Origin of the sequence: Paenibacillus intestini, assembly GCF_030803945.1 — a bacterium.
Classification (GTDB): domain Bacteria; phylum Bacillota; class Bacilli; order Paenibacillales; family Paenibacillaceae; genus Paenibacillus; species Paenibacillus polysaccharolyticus.
The window spans coordinates 108,200-122,805 of the sequence record NZ_JAURUN010000002.1 but is presented as its reverse complement, the minus strand read 5'-3'; the positions used below and the strand labels follow the sequence as shown (position 1 = coordinate 122,805).

The window sequence follows — 14,606 nt, the reverse complement described above, 5'->3', positions numbered from 1 at the left end:
GGGAAAGGATCGATGCGTTATGGCGGTTACGGGCATATTTTCGTCAGTAGGCCATTTAAGTGTAGATGGCTTTGGTGGATTCGATGATATGAGTGGCGTGCCGGGGTTTGAAGGCAATCAGAGTGGTTTTTTTTCTGGGTTCAGCGAGCTTGGAGCAATGGGCACGATCGTTCCTATTTTGATCGGCATCGTGTTTCTGGTTGTGGCAGGCTGCATCGTATATGCCATCTTCTCAGGTGTGCGAACCTGGTCTTCCAACAATGCTGCAGCTGTCCTTACCTTACATTCCAGAGTCGTTACAAAACGAACGGAGGTCAGTGGTGGAAGTGGGGATAGTAGTGCGACTACGAGTTATTACACAACCTTTGAGTTCGACAATGAGGAGCGCCTGGAATTCAATGTGGGTGGTCAAATGTACGGCATGCTGGTGGAGCAGGATCGGGGCATGTTAACCTATCAGGGGACACGTTTTAAACATTTTGAACGAGATATCCAGCCTCAATTCGGGTAATCCGTATCCGGGGTGGAGAGTGGACAGTCTTATGTGTAAAAAAATAAAGCTACGGCTCCTCCCTAAAGGGAGTGAGTCGTTTTTTGTTTGTAATGAGGAAAGCGAATTCATGGGTATTCAAACGTTTACAATGATGGTATACTCGTAAAATAAAACAAAACAGTATAAAACAAAGATAAACAAACAGTTTTTTGGCCGTTAAATAAAGATAATAGCGAATATGAAGACAATAATAACAGAAAGGCGGGAGAGCAGTGAGTGTGCTGGCTTATGATTTGGGTGCAGGAAGCGGCAGAGCGATACTCGGTCATCTGAATGATCGAGGGATCGAAACCCGTGAAATTCACCGGTTCAAAAACGAACCCGTGAAGATTGGTGACCGGATGCACTGGGATATTTTGCGGCTACATCATGAAATACTGCAGGGCTTGACGCTTATAAAACAGCAAGGTGAAGTGCCGGAGAGTTTGGGCATCGATTCTTGGGGCGTAGATTTTGGTTTGCTTGGTAGCAACGGCGAACTACTTGGTAATCCCTATCATTATCGTGACACACAGTTCAACGGTGTGATGGATACGGTTTGTCAGGAGTTAACGGCTAAGCGAGTTTTCGAGCGGACAGGGATACAGTTTCTACCATTTAATACATTGTATCAACTCGCGGCACTTAAGCGGAGTGCTTCTCCATTGCTGCGCGAAGCGGAGCGTTTTCTAATGATCCCTGATTTACTAAGGTATTTTCTTACTGGAGAAGCGGTAAATGAGTTCACCAACGCTACAACAACACAGTTATACAATCCTGTACTTGGACAGTGGGATCGTGAACTTCTCGCTCATATTGGTGTTTCTGACCAATGGTTCGGGGATGTAGTCCTACCGGGGAGTACTGTTGGACAATTACGCAGCAGTATATGTAATGATATCGGACTTGCGTCGATTCCCATCCTGGCTGTAGCAGAGCATGATACCGGTTCGGCTGTGGTAGCGGTTCCAGCCACGGAAACAAGCTTTGCTTATCTAAGCTGTGGAACGTGGTCCCTTATGGGCACTGAACTGGATCAGCCCGTCATCAGTGCAGAGAGTATGGAACTGAACTTTACGAATGAAGGCGGTGCAGGTGGCACATATCGCCTGCTCAAAAACATTATGGGTCTTTGGATCTTACAGGAATGCATGCGGCAATGGGAACGGGAAGGGCAAGGGATCAGCTATGGCTCATTACTCGCGAAGGCTGAGATAGCTCCCGCGTTTGCAAGCCTTTTTGACCCGGATGATGTGTTGTTTCTGCCTGCAGGCAATATGACGGAACGCATTCGTCAATATTGCCAGAAGACAGGACAGCGTGTGCCAGAGGATCAGGGCAGTATAGCCAGGGCCATTCTGGAGAGTCTTGCCTTGAAGTATAGAAGGGTGCTGGAATGGACAGAGCAACTCTCAGAGAAAACATTCGGCGGACTGCATATGGTGGGCGGCGGTATTCAGAATGAGTTATTATGCCAGTGGACAGCGAACTCTATCGGCAAGCCTGTATGGGCAGGGCCAGCTGAGGGAAGTGCAATCGGCAATATGGCTGTGCAATGGATCGCGAGCGGAACGTTTAAGGATATTTGGGAAGCGCGCCGGGCTATTCGCGATTCATTCCCGGTAAAGGAATATGAACCGCAAGACAGGTCGGCTTGGGCAGAAGCCTATGAACGATTTTTGCGAATAACGGCCTTGTCGCCGGATACAGAAACCGGGAGTGAGGTGTAGGCATGCTCGCGGCAGAACGATATGACCGGATTGTAGAGTTAGTCAATATTAAGGGCAGCATGCGAGTATCTGAGCTTAGTGAACGTTGCCGGGTAACCGAAGAAACAATCCGCCGTGATCTGGATCGGTTAGAACAGGCTGGTCGGCTGCGCCGATCACACGGCGGAGCGGTGAGTGTCAAGGAGGATCAGCCGGAGATTCCTTACCGAATACGGGAAACGACACATGCAATGGAGAAGAAACGGATTGCTGATGCGGCATTGGCGCTAATCGTGCCGGGAGATCGCATTTTGCTGGATGCCAGTACAACGGCAGGTTATATGGCGGCGAACATGCCGGATATGCCGTTAACGGTGCTGACCAACTCGATTCAAGTTGCCACCGAACTCAGCAGTCGGGACAACATCGAGGTGATTTCTACTGGAGGGCAACTGGCTGCCCGCTCCTTATCCTTTGTTGGACCACTGGCGGAGCGTTCTCTCGAAACGTATCATGTGGACAAACTTTTTTTGTCCTGCAAGGGCGTGCATCTTGAAAGCGGCAGCATCAGTGAATCCAATGAGCTTCAAGCCAGATTAAAACAGAAGATGGTAGGTATTGCAGATCAGGTGATCCTGCTGGCTGATGCGAGCAAGTTTGGCCTGAGGGCTTTCGCTCGTGTGACCGGACTGGATGAGGTGCACACGATTATTACGGATCAACCCTTGACCGAAGAGCAGATTTCCTTGTGCAGTAACTACCAATTGCTGATTCGCACAGTGTAACGATAATCAGGCGTTGACATGAAATAATTTGTTTATTGGAGTGTGTAATGATGAAAGTCTCCTTGTTTATAACCTGTCTCAGTGATGCCATATACCCCCGAGTGGGAGAGGCAATGGTTCGATTGCTGGCCGCACATGGCATTCGGCTGGAATTTCCGCAGGTTCAGACCTGTTGTGGTCAGCCCTCGTATAACAGTGGATATTGGGATGAGACCCGGGTAGCTGCCAAGACGATATTAGAAGCGTTTGATGACAGTGATTTTGTGGTCTGTCCGTCAGGTTCATGCACATATATGATTCATCATTATCCGGAGCTGTTTGCAGATGATCCAGAATGGCTGGATAAAGCGAAACGGCTTGAGGCCAAGGCTTACGAGTTCACACAATTTCTAGTACAGGTGTTAGGAATAACAGATCTCGGTGCACATTTTCCGCATAAAGTAACCTACCACCCGTCTTGCCATGGCAGTCGTCTGCTTGGGGTGAAGGACGAACCGCTGGCCTTGCTGTCCAACGTGAAAGGGCTTGAACTCGTTCCATTACCTCATGCAGAGGATTGCTGCGGATTCGGAGGTACGTTTGCGATTAAAATGTCGGATATTTCCGGGGCGATGGTGACCGAGAAGGTGGATCATGTGAAAGAAACACAAGCCGAAGTTCTCGTTGGGCTAGACATGGCTTGTCTGATGAATATTGCGGGCAATCTGCGGCACCGAAATGAACCTGTGCGAGTGATGCATCTGGCTGAACTTTTATATGAGGGGGTGCAGACACGATGAGCCAACCTGGTGTTATGGATGAAACGGTCAAATCCCGTGCGGGTTTGGCACTGAATGATGATTTTCTCCGTAAAGCGGTCAAGTTCACAACAGAACGTTTGCGGAATGGCAAGAAAGCTGCGTCGGAAGAGCACGGCAACTGGGAAGAATGGCGGGAGCGTGGACGCCAGATTCGGTTGCATACAATCGCACATCTCGATTATTACTTGAATGAGTTCGTGAACAACGCCCGTGCGAACGGAGTGCATATTCATTTTGCAGATACTTCAGCGGAAGCGGCTTCCATTGCCCTTGATATTGCCGCCCACAAGCAAGCTACAAGTGTGGTGAAATCCAAATCCATGGTGTCCGAGGAAGTACATCTGAACCATGTGTTGGAATCGGCAGGCATAGAAGCCATTGAAACCGATCTTGGCGAATACATTATACAGCTGGCGGGTGAAGCGCCGTCCCACATCGTTATACCGGCCATTCATAAAAACAGATACCAAATTGCGGAGTTATTATCCAAGGAAGCCGGAGAGGTACTGGAACCAGATACGACGGTCCTTGCCGGATTCGTCCGCAAAAAGCTGCGCGAGAAATTTTTGGAGGCTGATATTGGTCTGACAGGTTGCAATTTTGCGATTGCGGAGACCGGTTCGATGGTTTTATTTGAAAATGAAGGCAATGCCCGTATGGTATCTACCGTGCCAAAAACACAGATTACACTTATGGGCATGGAGCGCATCATTCCGTCATGGGCAGATCTTGAAGTCATGGCAACCTTGCTGCCACGCTCTGCCACTGGACAAAAGCTCACGATGTACATGTCAGGCATTACAGGTCCTCGTCGCTCGGCAGATGCAGATGGTCCGGATGAGATGCATATCATTATCGTAGATAATGGACGATCTTTACAACTCGGAGATCCCGAGTTCCAGGAACTACTTAACTGTATTCGCTGCGGGGCATGCCTTAACGCTTGTCCGGTATATCGGCACATTGGCGGTCATGCTTACGGTGGAACCTACAGTGGACCGATTGGGGCGGTGCTGACTCCTGCATTAAACGGTAACATTGAGGAGTGGAACGATATTGCGAGCGCCTCAAGTCTGTGCGGTGCTTGTTATGAAGCTTGTCCCGTCAAGATTCCACTGCATGACATGCTTGTATATTTACGGAGACGTAAGGTGGAAGACGGACATGGAAATAAGCTGGAAACGATGGGCATGAAGGGCTTTGCGGCGGTTGCGGCAAACTCCAAACGTTTCGCTCTTGCTATTCGGCTCGGACAGATCGGACAAAAAGCAGTTGTGCGCAATAATGGTATTTCACTGAAGCTTGGCCCGCTTAAAGGCTGGAATACGTATAGAGTAGCCCCCAGTCTCGCGAAAAAGTCCTTCCGACAACAGTGGAACAGTCTGGATCAAGAGTTGAATCAGCAGCAACATACTGCTATGGATACATCTGTACGAGAGCGTATGCAACAGATTGTGCGTGATCGCGGAGAGGGAGGTTCGAAGCATGGGAAGTGAACATCAGCAATGGCTTGCATCCATGGAGGAAAAGTCAAGGCGTAGACAGGAGAAGTTCATGGACGATATCGCCACCAAGTTGAAAAGACCTAGACAGCTTCATGCACCGATCCATGCTTTTCGAGGTTCCCCGGACTTCTGGAATGAACTGGAATGGGATGAGGAACAGCGAATACAGGCGTTTACGGATAACTTTGTTAGCGTCGGTGCTCATATTGCTCGAATGTCAAATATGGAAGAAGTAGCAGGGTTTATAGGCAATAAAGCACATGAATTAAACGCTAAATATCTAATTCGCCAGAATGAGCAAGCTCTTACGGATCTGGGACTGGAGGAACAGCTTCCCAATGTACAAGTATCTGTTTGGAACAGTGCTCCGGACGTAGACTGGCGAGCCCGAGCAGCCGAAGCGGATATCGGTGTAGTCATGGCGGATTATGCCACAGCGTACACTGGCTCAGTCACTGTCCTCTCTTCCCCGGAGAAAGGACGTTCAGTCAGCCTACTGCCGACCGTGCTGATTCTGATTATTCCGCTTGAACGGCTGCATACAAGGCTTGGAGAGACACTGAACCGTTTTGACGAAGCAGGAAGAGCGCAGCTACCAGCAGGCATTCATTTTATTTCGGGTCCCAGCCGATCTTCCGATATCGAAAATGATTTAACCATCGGAGTTCATGGCCCAGGGATTGTGTATGGTTTAATTGTCGGTTAGCCAGCTGATCTCTAGCCCGCCTGAAACGTGAAGCAACTGTTAATATAGAACTGTCCTTAAGGTGGAATGTCTGCTGAGGACAGTTTTTGTTTTTAGAGAAGCGGGAATGCCGGGGTGAGAAACTGAGACTTTAGGGCAGTTGAAGATTGTAACTGGAAATGATATGGTAAAGATAGACATAGAGAAATGCCCATTTTTTTTACTCGGAATTGACCGAATTACGATTCTGGTCAGTTGGTTTTGGGTATGACATATTACACACTACACACACGTGAATAAAAGATGGATTCAACTGAAATCTGATTCAACGCACTATGCTTCAGGACTCATTATTTACATTTGGAGAGAAAGAAGGAGTGAGAGCTATGTCATCCATTTCAGTGCCTCAGCCCAAAACGTACGGTCCACTGGGCAATCTGCCCCAGTTGAATTTTGATGAGCCGACCCAGTCCTTGGTTAAGCTGGCAGGCGAGTATGGGCCTATTTTTCGCATGGATTACCCTGGACGAAGTGAGCTTTATATTTCAAGTGAGAAATATGTAGCCGAAGTGACGGATGAGTCCAAATTTGATAAAAGAGTATGGGCCCCGCTTGCGAAGGTACGTGCTTTTGCCGGAGATGGACTCTTTACCAGCTGGACGGACGAGCCGAACTGGAAAAAGGCACATAATGTGTTGCTTCCAAGTTTTAGTCAACGTGCTATGCAGGGTTATCATAACAAAATGGTGGATCTTGCCGTGCAACTTGTGCAGAAGTGGTCCAGACTTAATCCCGATGAAACGGTGAATGTGCCGGATGATATGACTCGTTTGACGTTAGACACCATTGGTTTATGTGGGTTTAACTATCGCTTTAACAGCTTCTACCGCGAAGAGCCACATCCATTCATTACAAGCATGGTACGTGCATTGGATGAATCCATGAGTTCGTTGCAACGTCTGCGTTTGCAGGACAAATTGATGATCAGTAAAAAGAAACAATTCGAACAGGATATCCGTTCCATGTTCTCGCTAGTGGATCACATCATTGCAGAGCGTAAAGCGCAGCCTCAGGAAGGGGCAGATGATCTGCTCTCTCATATGCTTAGCGGCAAGGACCCGGAGACAGGCGAAACGCTGGATGATGAAAATATCCGGTATCAGATTATTACATTTCTAATTGCAGGGCATGAAACGACGAGTGGTTTATTATCGTTTGCCGTGTACTACCTGATGAAAAACCCGGATAAGCTCGCAAAAGCTCAGGCGGAAGCAGATGCGATTCTGAAAGACCCGGTGCCAACGTACAATCAGGTTCGTCAATTGAAATATATACGTATGGTACTGAGTGAAGCACTTCGATTGTGGCCAACCGCGCCAGCATTTTCGTTATATGCAAAAGAAGATACAATGCTCGGCGGACAATACCCGCTTCAAAAAGGGGACAGTGTCAGCGTGCTCATTCCCAAGTTGCACCGTGACCGTGAGGCATGGGGGGATGATGTAGAGGAGTTTCGCCCTGAACGTTTCGAAGACCCAAGCAAAGTACCGCATAACGCGTACAAACCGTTTGGCAACGGTCAACGCGCATGTATTGGTCAGCAGTTTGCGCTTCAGGAAGCGACGCTTGTGCTGGGCATGGTCCTGAAACATTTTGACTTCATCGATCATATGAATTATCGGTTAAAAGTCAAAGAGACATTGACACTCAAACCCGATCAATTCATCATTCGTGTACGTGCGCGCGGAGGTCAGCCTGTGATGGCTGTACCTGGTGTGGCTATACAAGAGCCTGCTAACACAGTGAAAAAGGATGAACAAGGTGCTGTAGAAGCACACGATACTCCCTTGCTTGTACTCTACGGTTCGAATCTCGGGACGGCTGAAGGGATCGCTCGCGAAATAGCGGATACCGCGAGACACCAAGGTTTCCGCAGTGAAGTGGCTGCGCTGGATGATCGCGTCGGTAGGCTGCCTAAAGAAGGAGCTGTCATCATTGTCAGCGCATCGTATAATGGTCAGCCGCCAAGCAATGCCAGAACGTTTGTAGAGTGGATTCAGCATGCAGATCAGAAGGAATTCGAGGGCGTAAAATATACGGTTCTTGGATGCGGTGATCACAACTGGGCTAGCACGTATCAGCGAATTCCACGTTTGATTGATGAACAACTCTCCTCACGGGGAGCCAAGCGTTTATCCTCTCTGGGAGAGTCAGATGCCAGCGGGGATTTCGAGAAGCAGGTCGAGGATTGGACGGAACAGTTATGGCCTGATCTTGCACGAACGCTGGAACTGAATCTGAATACGGGATCAAAAAGTGAACACAGCTCCCTGTCGGTACAATTTGTTAGTGGCAGAGCGGTTACTCCGCTGGTTGAAACCTATGAAGCTCATGTTGCAACCGTGCTGGAGAATCGGGAGCTTCATGATGAAGGGAGCGAGCGAAGCACAAGACATCTGGAGATTAAGCTGCCGGAGGGCATCACTTATAAGGAAGGTGACCATCTTGGCGTTCTGCCGCAAAATCCACCAGAGCTTGTGGAGCGTGTGCTGCGTCGTTACGGTTTCACCGGAACAGAGCATCTGGTACTGGATGCATCGGGGAGAAGCGCGGCGCATCTGCCATTGCAACGGCCAGTGAACTTGTACGATCTGCTCAGCCACAGTGTGGAATTGCAAGAGGCCGCAACACGTGCGCAATTAAGGGAACTCGCTGCATATACGGTCTGCCCTCCACACAAGAAGGAACTTGAAGCGCTCTTGGATGAGACATCATATATGAAGGAAGTTCGTGGCAAACGGATAACCATGCTGGACTATCTGGAGAAATATGAAGCATGTGAATTGCCATTTGAACGTTTTCTTGCATTATTGCCTTCGTTGAAGGCCAGATACTATTCCATATCCAGCTCACCACGGGTACAAGCAGCGCAAGCGAGCATAACGGTAAGTGTCGTAAAGGCATCTGCCTGGAGTGGAAAAGGGATATATAAAGGCATTGCTTCCAATTATCTGGCTGATCTGAAGACTGGTGACGAGGTTGTGATGTTTGTCCGTACACCGGAATCCGGCTTCCAATTGCCTGAAAGATCAGACGTGCCGATCGTTATGGTGGGTCCGGGAACAGGGGTAGCTCCATTCCGTGGTTTCTTGCAAGCGAGACATGTGATGAAGGAACGAGGCGAGCCAGTTGGTGAAGCGCATCTGTATTTTGGCTGCCGCAATCCGGAGCATGATTATTTGTACAAAAACGAGCTGGAAATGGCAGAGCAGGAGGGGCTTGTACAGCTTCATACAGCTTTCTCCAGGATTCAAGGGGAAGACAAATGTTATGTGCAACATCGGATGAAAGAGGATGCACATCTGTTAATTCCTTTGCTGGTAAACGGGGCGCATCTATACATCTGCGGAGATGGCAGTAAAATGGCTCCTGATGTGGAAACAACGCTAAAACATGCTTATGCAGACACTCAAGGTAAGACTGTAGAAGAGGCAGAAGCCTGGCTTAATCAGCTTCAAGAACAAGGTCGTTATGCCAAGGATGTCTGGACAGGTATTTGATTCGATGGAGCGAACGTGTTCTAAGATATGAATAAATACAGCAAGCATGCGTAGCAATGTACGCATCTAGCCTCGCGGTGAGAAGCGGAGACAACCGATTCTCACCGTTTTTTTCTCATGGGCTTGTTGTTTAGTCATCTAACTGGGGTAGCTCTTTCAGCTCGTTCTGATCTATCTACGACGAATACAACCACGTTTCCGCTTCAAGGTTCGCTTGCTAGGGCGATAGATGGACTCCACGCTGGAAAGCGGAAACAGAATACGTGAAGGAACTCTGCCTTTGCCTTGTACCTCAATATAATTGAGTCCAACGCCAACCAGTCTAATATTTCGGAATGCATTGCGGGAAGGAAATGTTGTACGAATGCCAACCCGTATCCCTCGCTGTGTACGTGGAATGTTGAACACACGAATGGAATTCAGGCTAAGCGGAATAAATAATTGATGATTGATTTTGACAAAATTACGAGGGAATACCCGACGGATGCGTCCAGGCTCCAGACCGGAACGCGGGGCGTTAAGCTCAGCAAGATGTCCCTGGAATTGGGCCAACCGTTGCTGGAGTGTTTTGCCTGTACGAAGATGCTGCCAGCTCATAATTTATCCTCCGTTCATCATTTATACCTAGTATATGAACGGAGCAAGGAGGAAGGTGAATACTTGACAGCCCATGTTGATGCCGAGGTGAAAGGTACATGAGACATACTATGGGATGTGAAATAGAATGTGCAATGAAATAAAAATCAGAAAAGGCATCAGATTAGAGATACAAGGTCTCTATCTGATGCCTATTTACATGCACTTTATTAGAATTGCACCAGAGTATCCACTTTAACTGGAAGGCCTGTTGCAATCGCACGATTGGCTGCAATGCCTGTCAAAATCGAGCGGGCGCCATCCACATGATTGGCTGCACGATGGAACGGATCTTCTGACGGTGCGCCGAACAGGTCATTGAGCAGTACAGGGTCGCCTCCGCCATGGCCGCCTTCCTTTTCCTCGACTTCAACGTCATAAGGTGAGCCGAACATCGGAAGTACACGCAGTGTTTTGCCAATCAAAGCGCCTTCCTTGCTTTTGTCACCCAGGGAATTGACGTAGGATTGTTCGATAATACTCATTTCGATACGGCCTTTGGTGCCGTTGATCGCAATGCGGTAACCTTCCCACGGCTGATAAGCAACAAGGGAATACGTCAAGATTGCCTTGTTCCGATATTGGACAAGAACACCCATTGTATCTTCAATGTTGATTCCTTCACCAAATACACTCTGATCACGCTGGTATCCATCTTCAGTCTCGGCATCCAGATACATCGATTTCAGGTGATCATCAGAATCCAGATGCAGTGCAAATGGATCATCCTGTGCGAGCGGATTACCTGTAGCACGGTTGTAGAATTGGGTAACCCCGCGATCCTCGGCATTTTCTCTGCCATAGAACATCAAATCTCCAAACGCAAAGACAGTATCTGGCTGTGAGCCAATCCAAAAGTTTACGAGATCGAAGTGATGCGTCGATTTGTGAACCAGCAGACCTCCACTATTGCGCTTATCCCGGTGCCAGCGTCGGAAATAGTCCGCACCGTGACGGGTATTCAGTAGCCATTCGAAATGCACAGAAGTCACTTTGCCGATGGTATCGTTCAGAATAAGCTCGCGTATTTTCGTGTGATGCGGTGCATAACGATAGTTGAATGTCACGCGTACATTCTGTCCGGTACGTTTTACTGCATCCAGAATGTCCTGACATTTCTCTTCATTTATAGTCATCGGTTTCTCCGTAACAACGTCACAGCCGAGTTCCATTGCTCGAATGATGTATTTATGGTGAGTTCGATCCACGCTGGTCACGATAACGTAGTCGGGCTTCTCGTTCTCAATCATCTGGTCAAATTGATCTGCCAGGTATGTAGGCACCTCAGCATAGTTATATTTTTCTCGCAATAGCTTGTTCGCATAGTTCATACGTACTTGATTGATATCACAAAAGCCGACAAGTTCGGAAGTAGCGCTAAAATCCCGGGTCAAAGCACCATAGAAAAATTCAGCACGACCACCGGTTCCGACTAATACATAACGTTTTTTGTTCCCCACATATATCGCCTCCTTGAATGTAGGTTTAGAGTATAACAAAGGAGCACTTCTTTCACCGCATTTTATGCGTAACCGCTTTCAAACGCCGCATATTTTGCTATAATTGTGAAAAAGGAGAGAGTGACATGACCGAAGCCATTCGTGCAGATTATCATGATGCAACGGATTTATTACATATGGAATACGATCGCCGGATCGGATATTACTCTATGCCTAATGATCATTTTCATGACCATTATGAGTTGTATTATTTACTTTCTGGAGAGCGCATTTATTTTATCAAAGATCGTTCGTATCTGGTCAAAGCAGGTGACTTGGTATTTGTAGACCGCAATACGGTGCACAAAACACTGGAAAGTGGAATGCCGGACCACGAACGAATTGTGCTGTATCTGCAACCTGAACTGTTTGCCGCTATGGCGGTCACGAGTGAGCTCACAGAAGGGTTAACGGAGCCCTTTCGCTGGGACATACCGATTGTGAGATTCCCCGCTCAGGTCGCCAAGGTGACAGAGGAGATTGTGGCAGAAATGGTCCGAGAAATGCGTAACCCCGACGAGGGAAGTGGAATGCTGCTACGTCACCGTGCGCTGGAGCTGTTGCTACACACGTACCGTCACCGTCATCTAGCACGTATACAGTCGGATGATCAGGCCCCTGTCCTTCACCCCAAGATTCAGGTCGTTGTCCGTTATCTAAATGAAAATTATCAGAACCCGGTTACGCTGCCGGAGGTAGCAGACAAGTTTAGGATTAGTCCTCATTATCTAAGTAGGTTGTTCAAACAAACGACGGGTTTTACATTTAGCGATTATCTGAATTTACTGCGAGTGAAGGAGGCCCAGCGGTTACTACGTGAGAGTGAAGAGTCGGTGACCGATATTGCTTTGCTGGCGGGATTCGGCAATTTTTCGCATTTTGGCAAGATGTTCAAACGCTCGGTTCAGATGTCGCCAAGGACGTACAGGCAGGAGTACAATGGACGGGATGGAATTAAAAAAACACAAACAACAATAAACTGATGAGTTAACTATAGTGAGGTAGGGAAAGAATTCAACGAATGCATGACTAAAATAGAGAAGGAGCCTGATGATGAACATAATCGAAGCCAGACTACAGGAACTAGGAATCACGCTACCGCAATCCAGTTCTCCTGCGGGGAAATATGCGAATGCTGTCATTGTAAATGGCATGATGTATGTATCAGGAAAAGGACCGGCTACGGATGAGCGCGGCAAGCTTGGCGTGGAATTTACGACAGAACAGGGATATGATTTTGCCCGGAATGCAGGACTTGAGGTGCTCGCGGTTGTTCGTGACGTGCTAGGTTCGCTTGATCGGGTTAAAAGGGTAGTTAAAGTGCAAGGATTCATCAACGCTTCTGCTTCCTACCAGGAGCATCATAAGGTGCTGAATGGGTTCTCGGATCTGATGATCGACGTTTTTGGAGAAGAACAGGGAATGCATGCCCGCTCTGTTCTCGGGGCCTTTTCTGTCAGAGATCAGCTACCGCTAATTATTGATTCGATCTTTCAGGTGGAGGAGTAGGGTGATGGCGCTGATGTTAATGAAGCGATTCGGGAAAGTGTGGAAGAGCTACGGCCGTGGTTACCTTTTGCAGAGAACATTCCTACATTAGAGGACTCAGAAGCTTCTGTACGTAAAGCCAGACTACAATTTTTGGAACGCAGTGACCTCATGTTACACTTACGCGATAAAGCTACAGATGAGTTTGTGGGCAGTAGCGGTCTACACCGGATGGACTGGAATGCACGCTCTTTCGAGATTGGTTACTGGGTGCGGACCTCCCGGTCGGGCGAAGGTTTGGTTACAGAGGCTGTGCGGGGGATCGAACAGTTTGCCATAGTACATCTGCAGGCCAATCGGCTTGAAATTCGTTGTGATGCCCGAAATGTTCGCAGTGCCAGTGTAGCTAAACGGCTCGGTTACACACAAGAAGGAATATTGCGCAGGATAAAACGAGATCGCACAGATGCATGGGTAGATATGATCATTTTTTCCAAAGTCAGAGGCATTGAGTTTGATTAGCAAAAAATCACACGTACTCAGGGGGATAAGCAGATGAAGCTGATTGGACAAGGAAGAACGGCGGAGATTTACCATTATGCAGATGATCTTATTTTAAAATTATACCGGACAGGGTTCTCAGGAGAAGCGGTACAGAATGAATATCGCATGAGTCAGTGGGTATATGAAAAGGGGTTGCCCGTTCCTCGAGCTGTGAAACAGATGCATCATGCTACACGTACGGGTATTGTATTTGAGCGGTTTGAGGGAACAACATTGTTATCGCTGATGATTCAGCAACCGGAATGGCTGGAGCATCTATCCTACATCATGGCGGCAACTCATTATAAAGTGCACATGATACAGGATGAGGGTAACACATTGCCTTCTCAGAAAAAGATTCTGGAGCACGCGATGCTGCGCGTATCGCTCTTCTCCGATCTTGAACACGAACGACTGATTCACTATTTGTCCGGATTGCCTGAACAGCGGGCGATATGCCATGGTGATTATCATCCTGATAATGTAATGCTAAGCAAGGACGGAGAACAACATTGTGTCATAGACTGGATGACTGGCATGGCAGGTGATCCTGCGGGTGATGTGGCCAGGACATGGGTAATATTAAAGAGCGGCAAGCTGCCGGACGATGCGGAACCTGCGATTCTAGAAGGATTCGAGCGAGCTCGGAATTTGATATTGGAGCAGTATATAGCGCATTACGTCGCTCTTTCCGGGATCACGCGTGAGCAGATCGATGCCTGGATGTTACCTGTCGCTGCGGCACGTTTGGACGAAAGCTTGCCTTTCTCGGAAGAGGAGTATCTCCTTCAGTTTGTGCGGGACAGACTGCGCTTACTGGATGAAACGGTTCATACAACATCATGAAAATAAAGAGGGTGGAGA

12 protein-coding genes and 1 pseudogene are annotated in these 14,606 nt (G+C 48.1%); 11 read left to right on the top strand and 2 right to left on the bottom strand.

The features are described from left to right. Positions 1–19 precede the first annotated feature (19 nt). The 7 genes from J2T16_RS05610 (at position 20) to J2T16_RS05580 (ending at position 9,576) form a co-directional block, all read left to right on the top strand. Entirely contained in the window at positions 20–511 is a 492-nt protein-coding gene (locus tag J2T16_RS05610; protein WP_499017935.1) for a DUF2500 domain-containing protein, read from the top strand. Between the two features lie 254 nt (positions 512–765). Beyond that, on the top strand, positions 766–2,262 hold the full coding sequence (locus tag J2T16_RS05605; protein ID WP_499017934.1) for a rhamnulokinase: 1,497 nt from the start codon (positions 766–768) through the stop codon (positions 2,260–2,262). Between the two features lie 2 nt (positions 2,263–2,264). Beyond that, a complete protein-coding gene (locus tag J2T16_RS05600) occupies positions 2,265–3,026 on the top strand; it encodes a DeoR family transcriptional regulator (RefSeq protein ID WP_154958826.1) in 762 nt (253 codons plus the stop codon). Between the two features lie 50 nt (positions 3,027–3,076). Further along, entirely contained in the window at positions 3,077–3,805 is a 729-nt protein-coding gene (locus J2T16_RS05595; protein WP_090920801.1) for a (Fe-S)-binding protein, read from the top strand. Next, a complete protein-coding gene (locus tag J2T16_RS05590) occupies positions 3,802–5,322 on the top strand; it encodes a LutB/LldF family L-lactate oxidation iron-sulfur protein (protein WP_154958825.1) in 1,521 nt (506 codons plus the stop codon). Before J2T16_RS05595 ends, J2T16_RS05590 begins: the two co-directional genes overlap by 4 nt. Further along, positions 5,312–6,037: a LutC/YkgG family protein gene (locus J2T16_RS05585; RefSeq protein WP_221791240.1), complete on the top strand. Its 726-nt coding sequence runs from the start codon at positions 5,312–5,314 to the stop codon at positions 6,035–6,037. Before J2T16_RS05590 ends, J2T16_RS05585 begins: the two co-directional genes overlap by 11 nt. A 365-nt stretch (positions 6,038–6,402) precedes the next feature. Further along, positions 6,403–9,576 (top strand): bifunctional cytochrome P450/NADPH--P450 reductase, encoded by a 3,174-nt coding sequence (locus tag J2T16_RS05580; protein WP_499017933.1) that lies wholly within the window; start codon positions 6,403–6,405, stop codon positions 9,574–9,576. Positions 9,577–9,747: 171 nt separating this feature from the next. Here the strand turns inward: J2T16_RS05580 and J2T16_RS05575 are convergent, their stop codons facing one another. Together J2T16_RS05575 and J2T16_RS05570 are read right to left on the bottom strand one after the other, a co-directional pair. Next, on the bottom strand, positions 9,748–10,173 hold the full coding sequence (locus tag J2T16_RS05575; RefSeq protein ID WP_221791238.1) for a hypothetical protein: 426 nt from the start codon (positions 10,171–10,173) through the stop codon (positions 9,748–9,750). A gap of 209 nt (positions 10,174–10,382) precedes the next feature. After that, on the bottom strand, positions 10,383–11,672 hold the full coding sequence (locus J2T16_RS05570) for a Gfo/Idh/MocA family oxidoreductase (protein ID WP_090920758.1): 1,290 nt from the start codon (positions 11,670–11,672) through the stop codon (positions 10,383–10,385). Between the two features lie 125 nt (positions 11,673–11,797). On the opposite strand from J2T16_RS05570, the gene J2T16_RS05565 reads away from it, so the two are divergent. The 4 genes and pseudogenes from J2T16_RS05565 to J2T16_RS05550 all read left to right on the top strand — a co-directional run bounded on the left by J2T16_RS05565 (position 11,798) and on the right by J2T16_RS05550 (position 14,588). Beyond that, entirely contained in the window at positions 11,798–12,694 is an 897-nt protein-coding gene (locus tag J2T16_RS05565; RefSeq protein WP_221791236.1) for an AraC family transcriptional regulator, read from the top strand. Positions 12,695–12,761: 67 nt separating this feature from the next. After that, positions 12,762–13,220 carry a RidA family protein gene (locus J2T16_RS05560; RefSeq protein ID WP_221791233.1) on the top strand — a complete coding sequence of 153 codons (459 nt, stop codon included), beginning with the start codon at positions 12,762–12,764 and terminating at the stop codon, positions 13,218–13,220. Next, a pseudogene (locus J2T16_RS05555) lies at positions 13,221–13,721 on the top strand (GNAT family N-acetyltransferase); the annotation flags it as partial. Positions 13,722–13,754: 33 nt separating this feature from the next. Continuing rightward, entirely contained in the window at positions 13,755–14,588 is an 834-nt protein-coding gene (locus J2T16_RS05550) for a phosphotransferase family protein (protein ID WP_221791231.1), read from the top strand. Positions 14,589–14,606: the final 18 nt, after the last annotated feature.

Bases quoted from the DNA above. Each gene is read 5' to 3' on its own strand.
- J2T16_RS05610 (WP_499017935.1), top strand. From the start codon at position 20: ATGGCGGTTACGGGCATATTTTCGTCAGTAGGCCATTTAAGTGTAGAT.
- J2T16_RS05600 (WP_154958826.1), top strand. From the start codon at position 2,265: ATGCTCGCGGCAGAACGATATGACCGGATTGTAGAGTTAGTCAATATT.
- J2T16_RS05595 (WP_090920801.1), top strand. From the start codon at position 3,077: ATGAAAGTCTCCTTGTTTATAACCTGTCTCAGTGATGCCATATACCCC.
- J2T16_RS05590 (WP_154958825.1), top strand. From the start codon at position 3,802: ATGAGCCAACCTGGTGTTATGGATGAAACGGTCAAATCCCGTGCGGGT.
- J2T16_RS05585 (WP_221791240.1), top strand. From the start codon at position 5,312: ATGGGAAGTGAACATCAGCAATGGCTTGCATCCATGGAGGAAAAGTCA.
- J2T16_RS05580 (WP_499017933.1), top strand. From the start codon at position 6,403: ATGTCATCCATTTCAGTGCCTCAGCCCAAAACGTACGGTCCACTGGGC.
- J2T16_RS05575 (WP_221791238.1), bottom strand. From the start codon at position 10,173: ATGAGCTGGCAGCATCTTCGTACAGGCAAAACACTCCAGCAACGGTTG.
- J2T16_RS05565 (WP_221791236.1), top strand. From the start codon at position 11,798: ATGACCGAAGCCATTCGTGCAGATTATCATGATGCAACGGATTTATTA.
- J2T16_RS05560 (WP_221791233.1), top strand. From the start codon at position 12,762: ATGATGAACATAATCGAAGCCAGACTACAGGAACTAGGAATCACGCTA.
- J2T16_RS05550 (WP_221791231.1), top strand. From the start codon at position 13,755: ATGAAGCTGATTGGACAAGGAAGAACGGCGGAGATTTACCATTATGCA.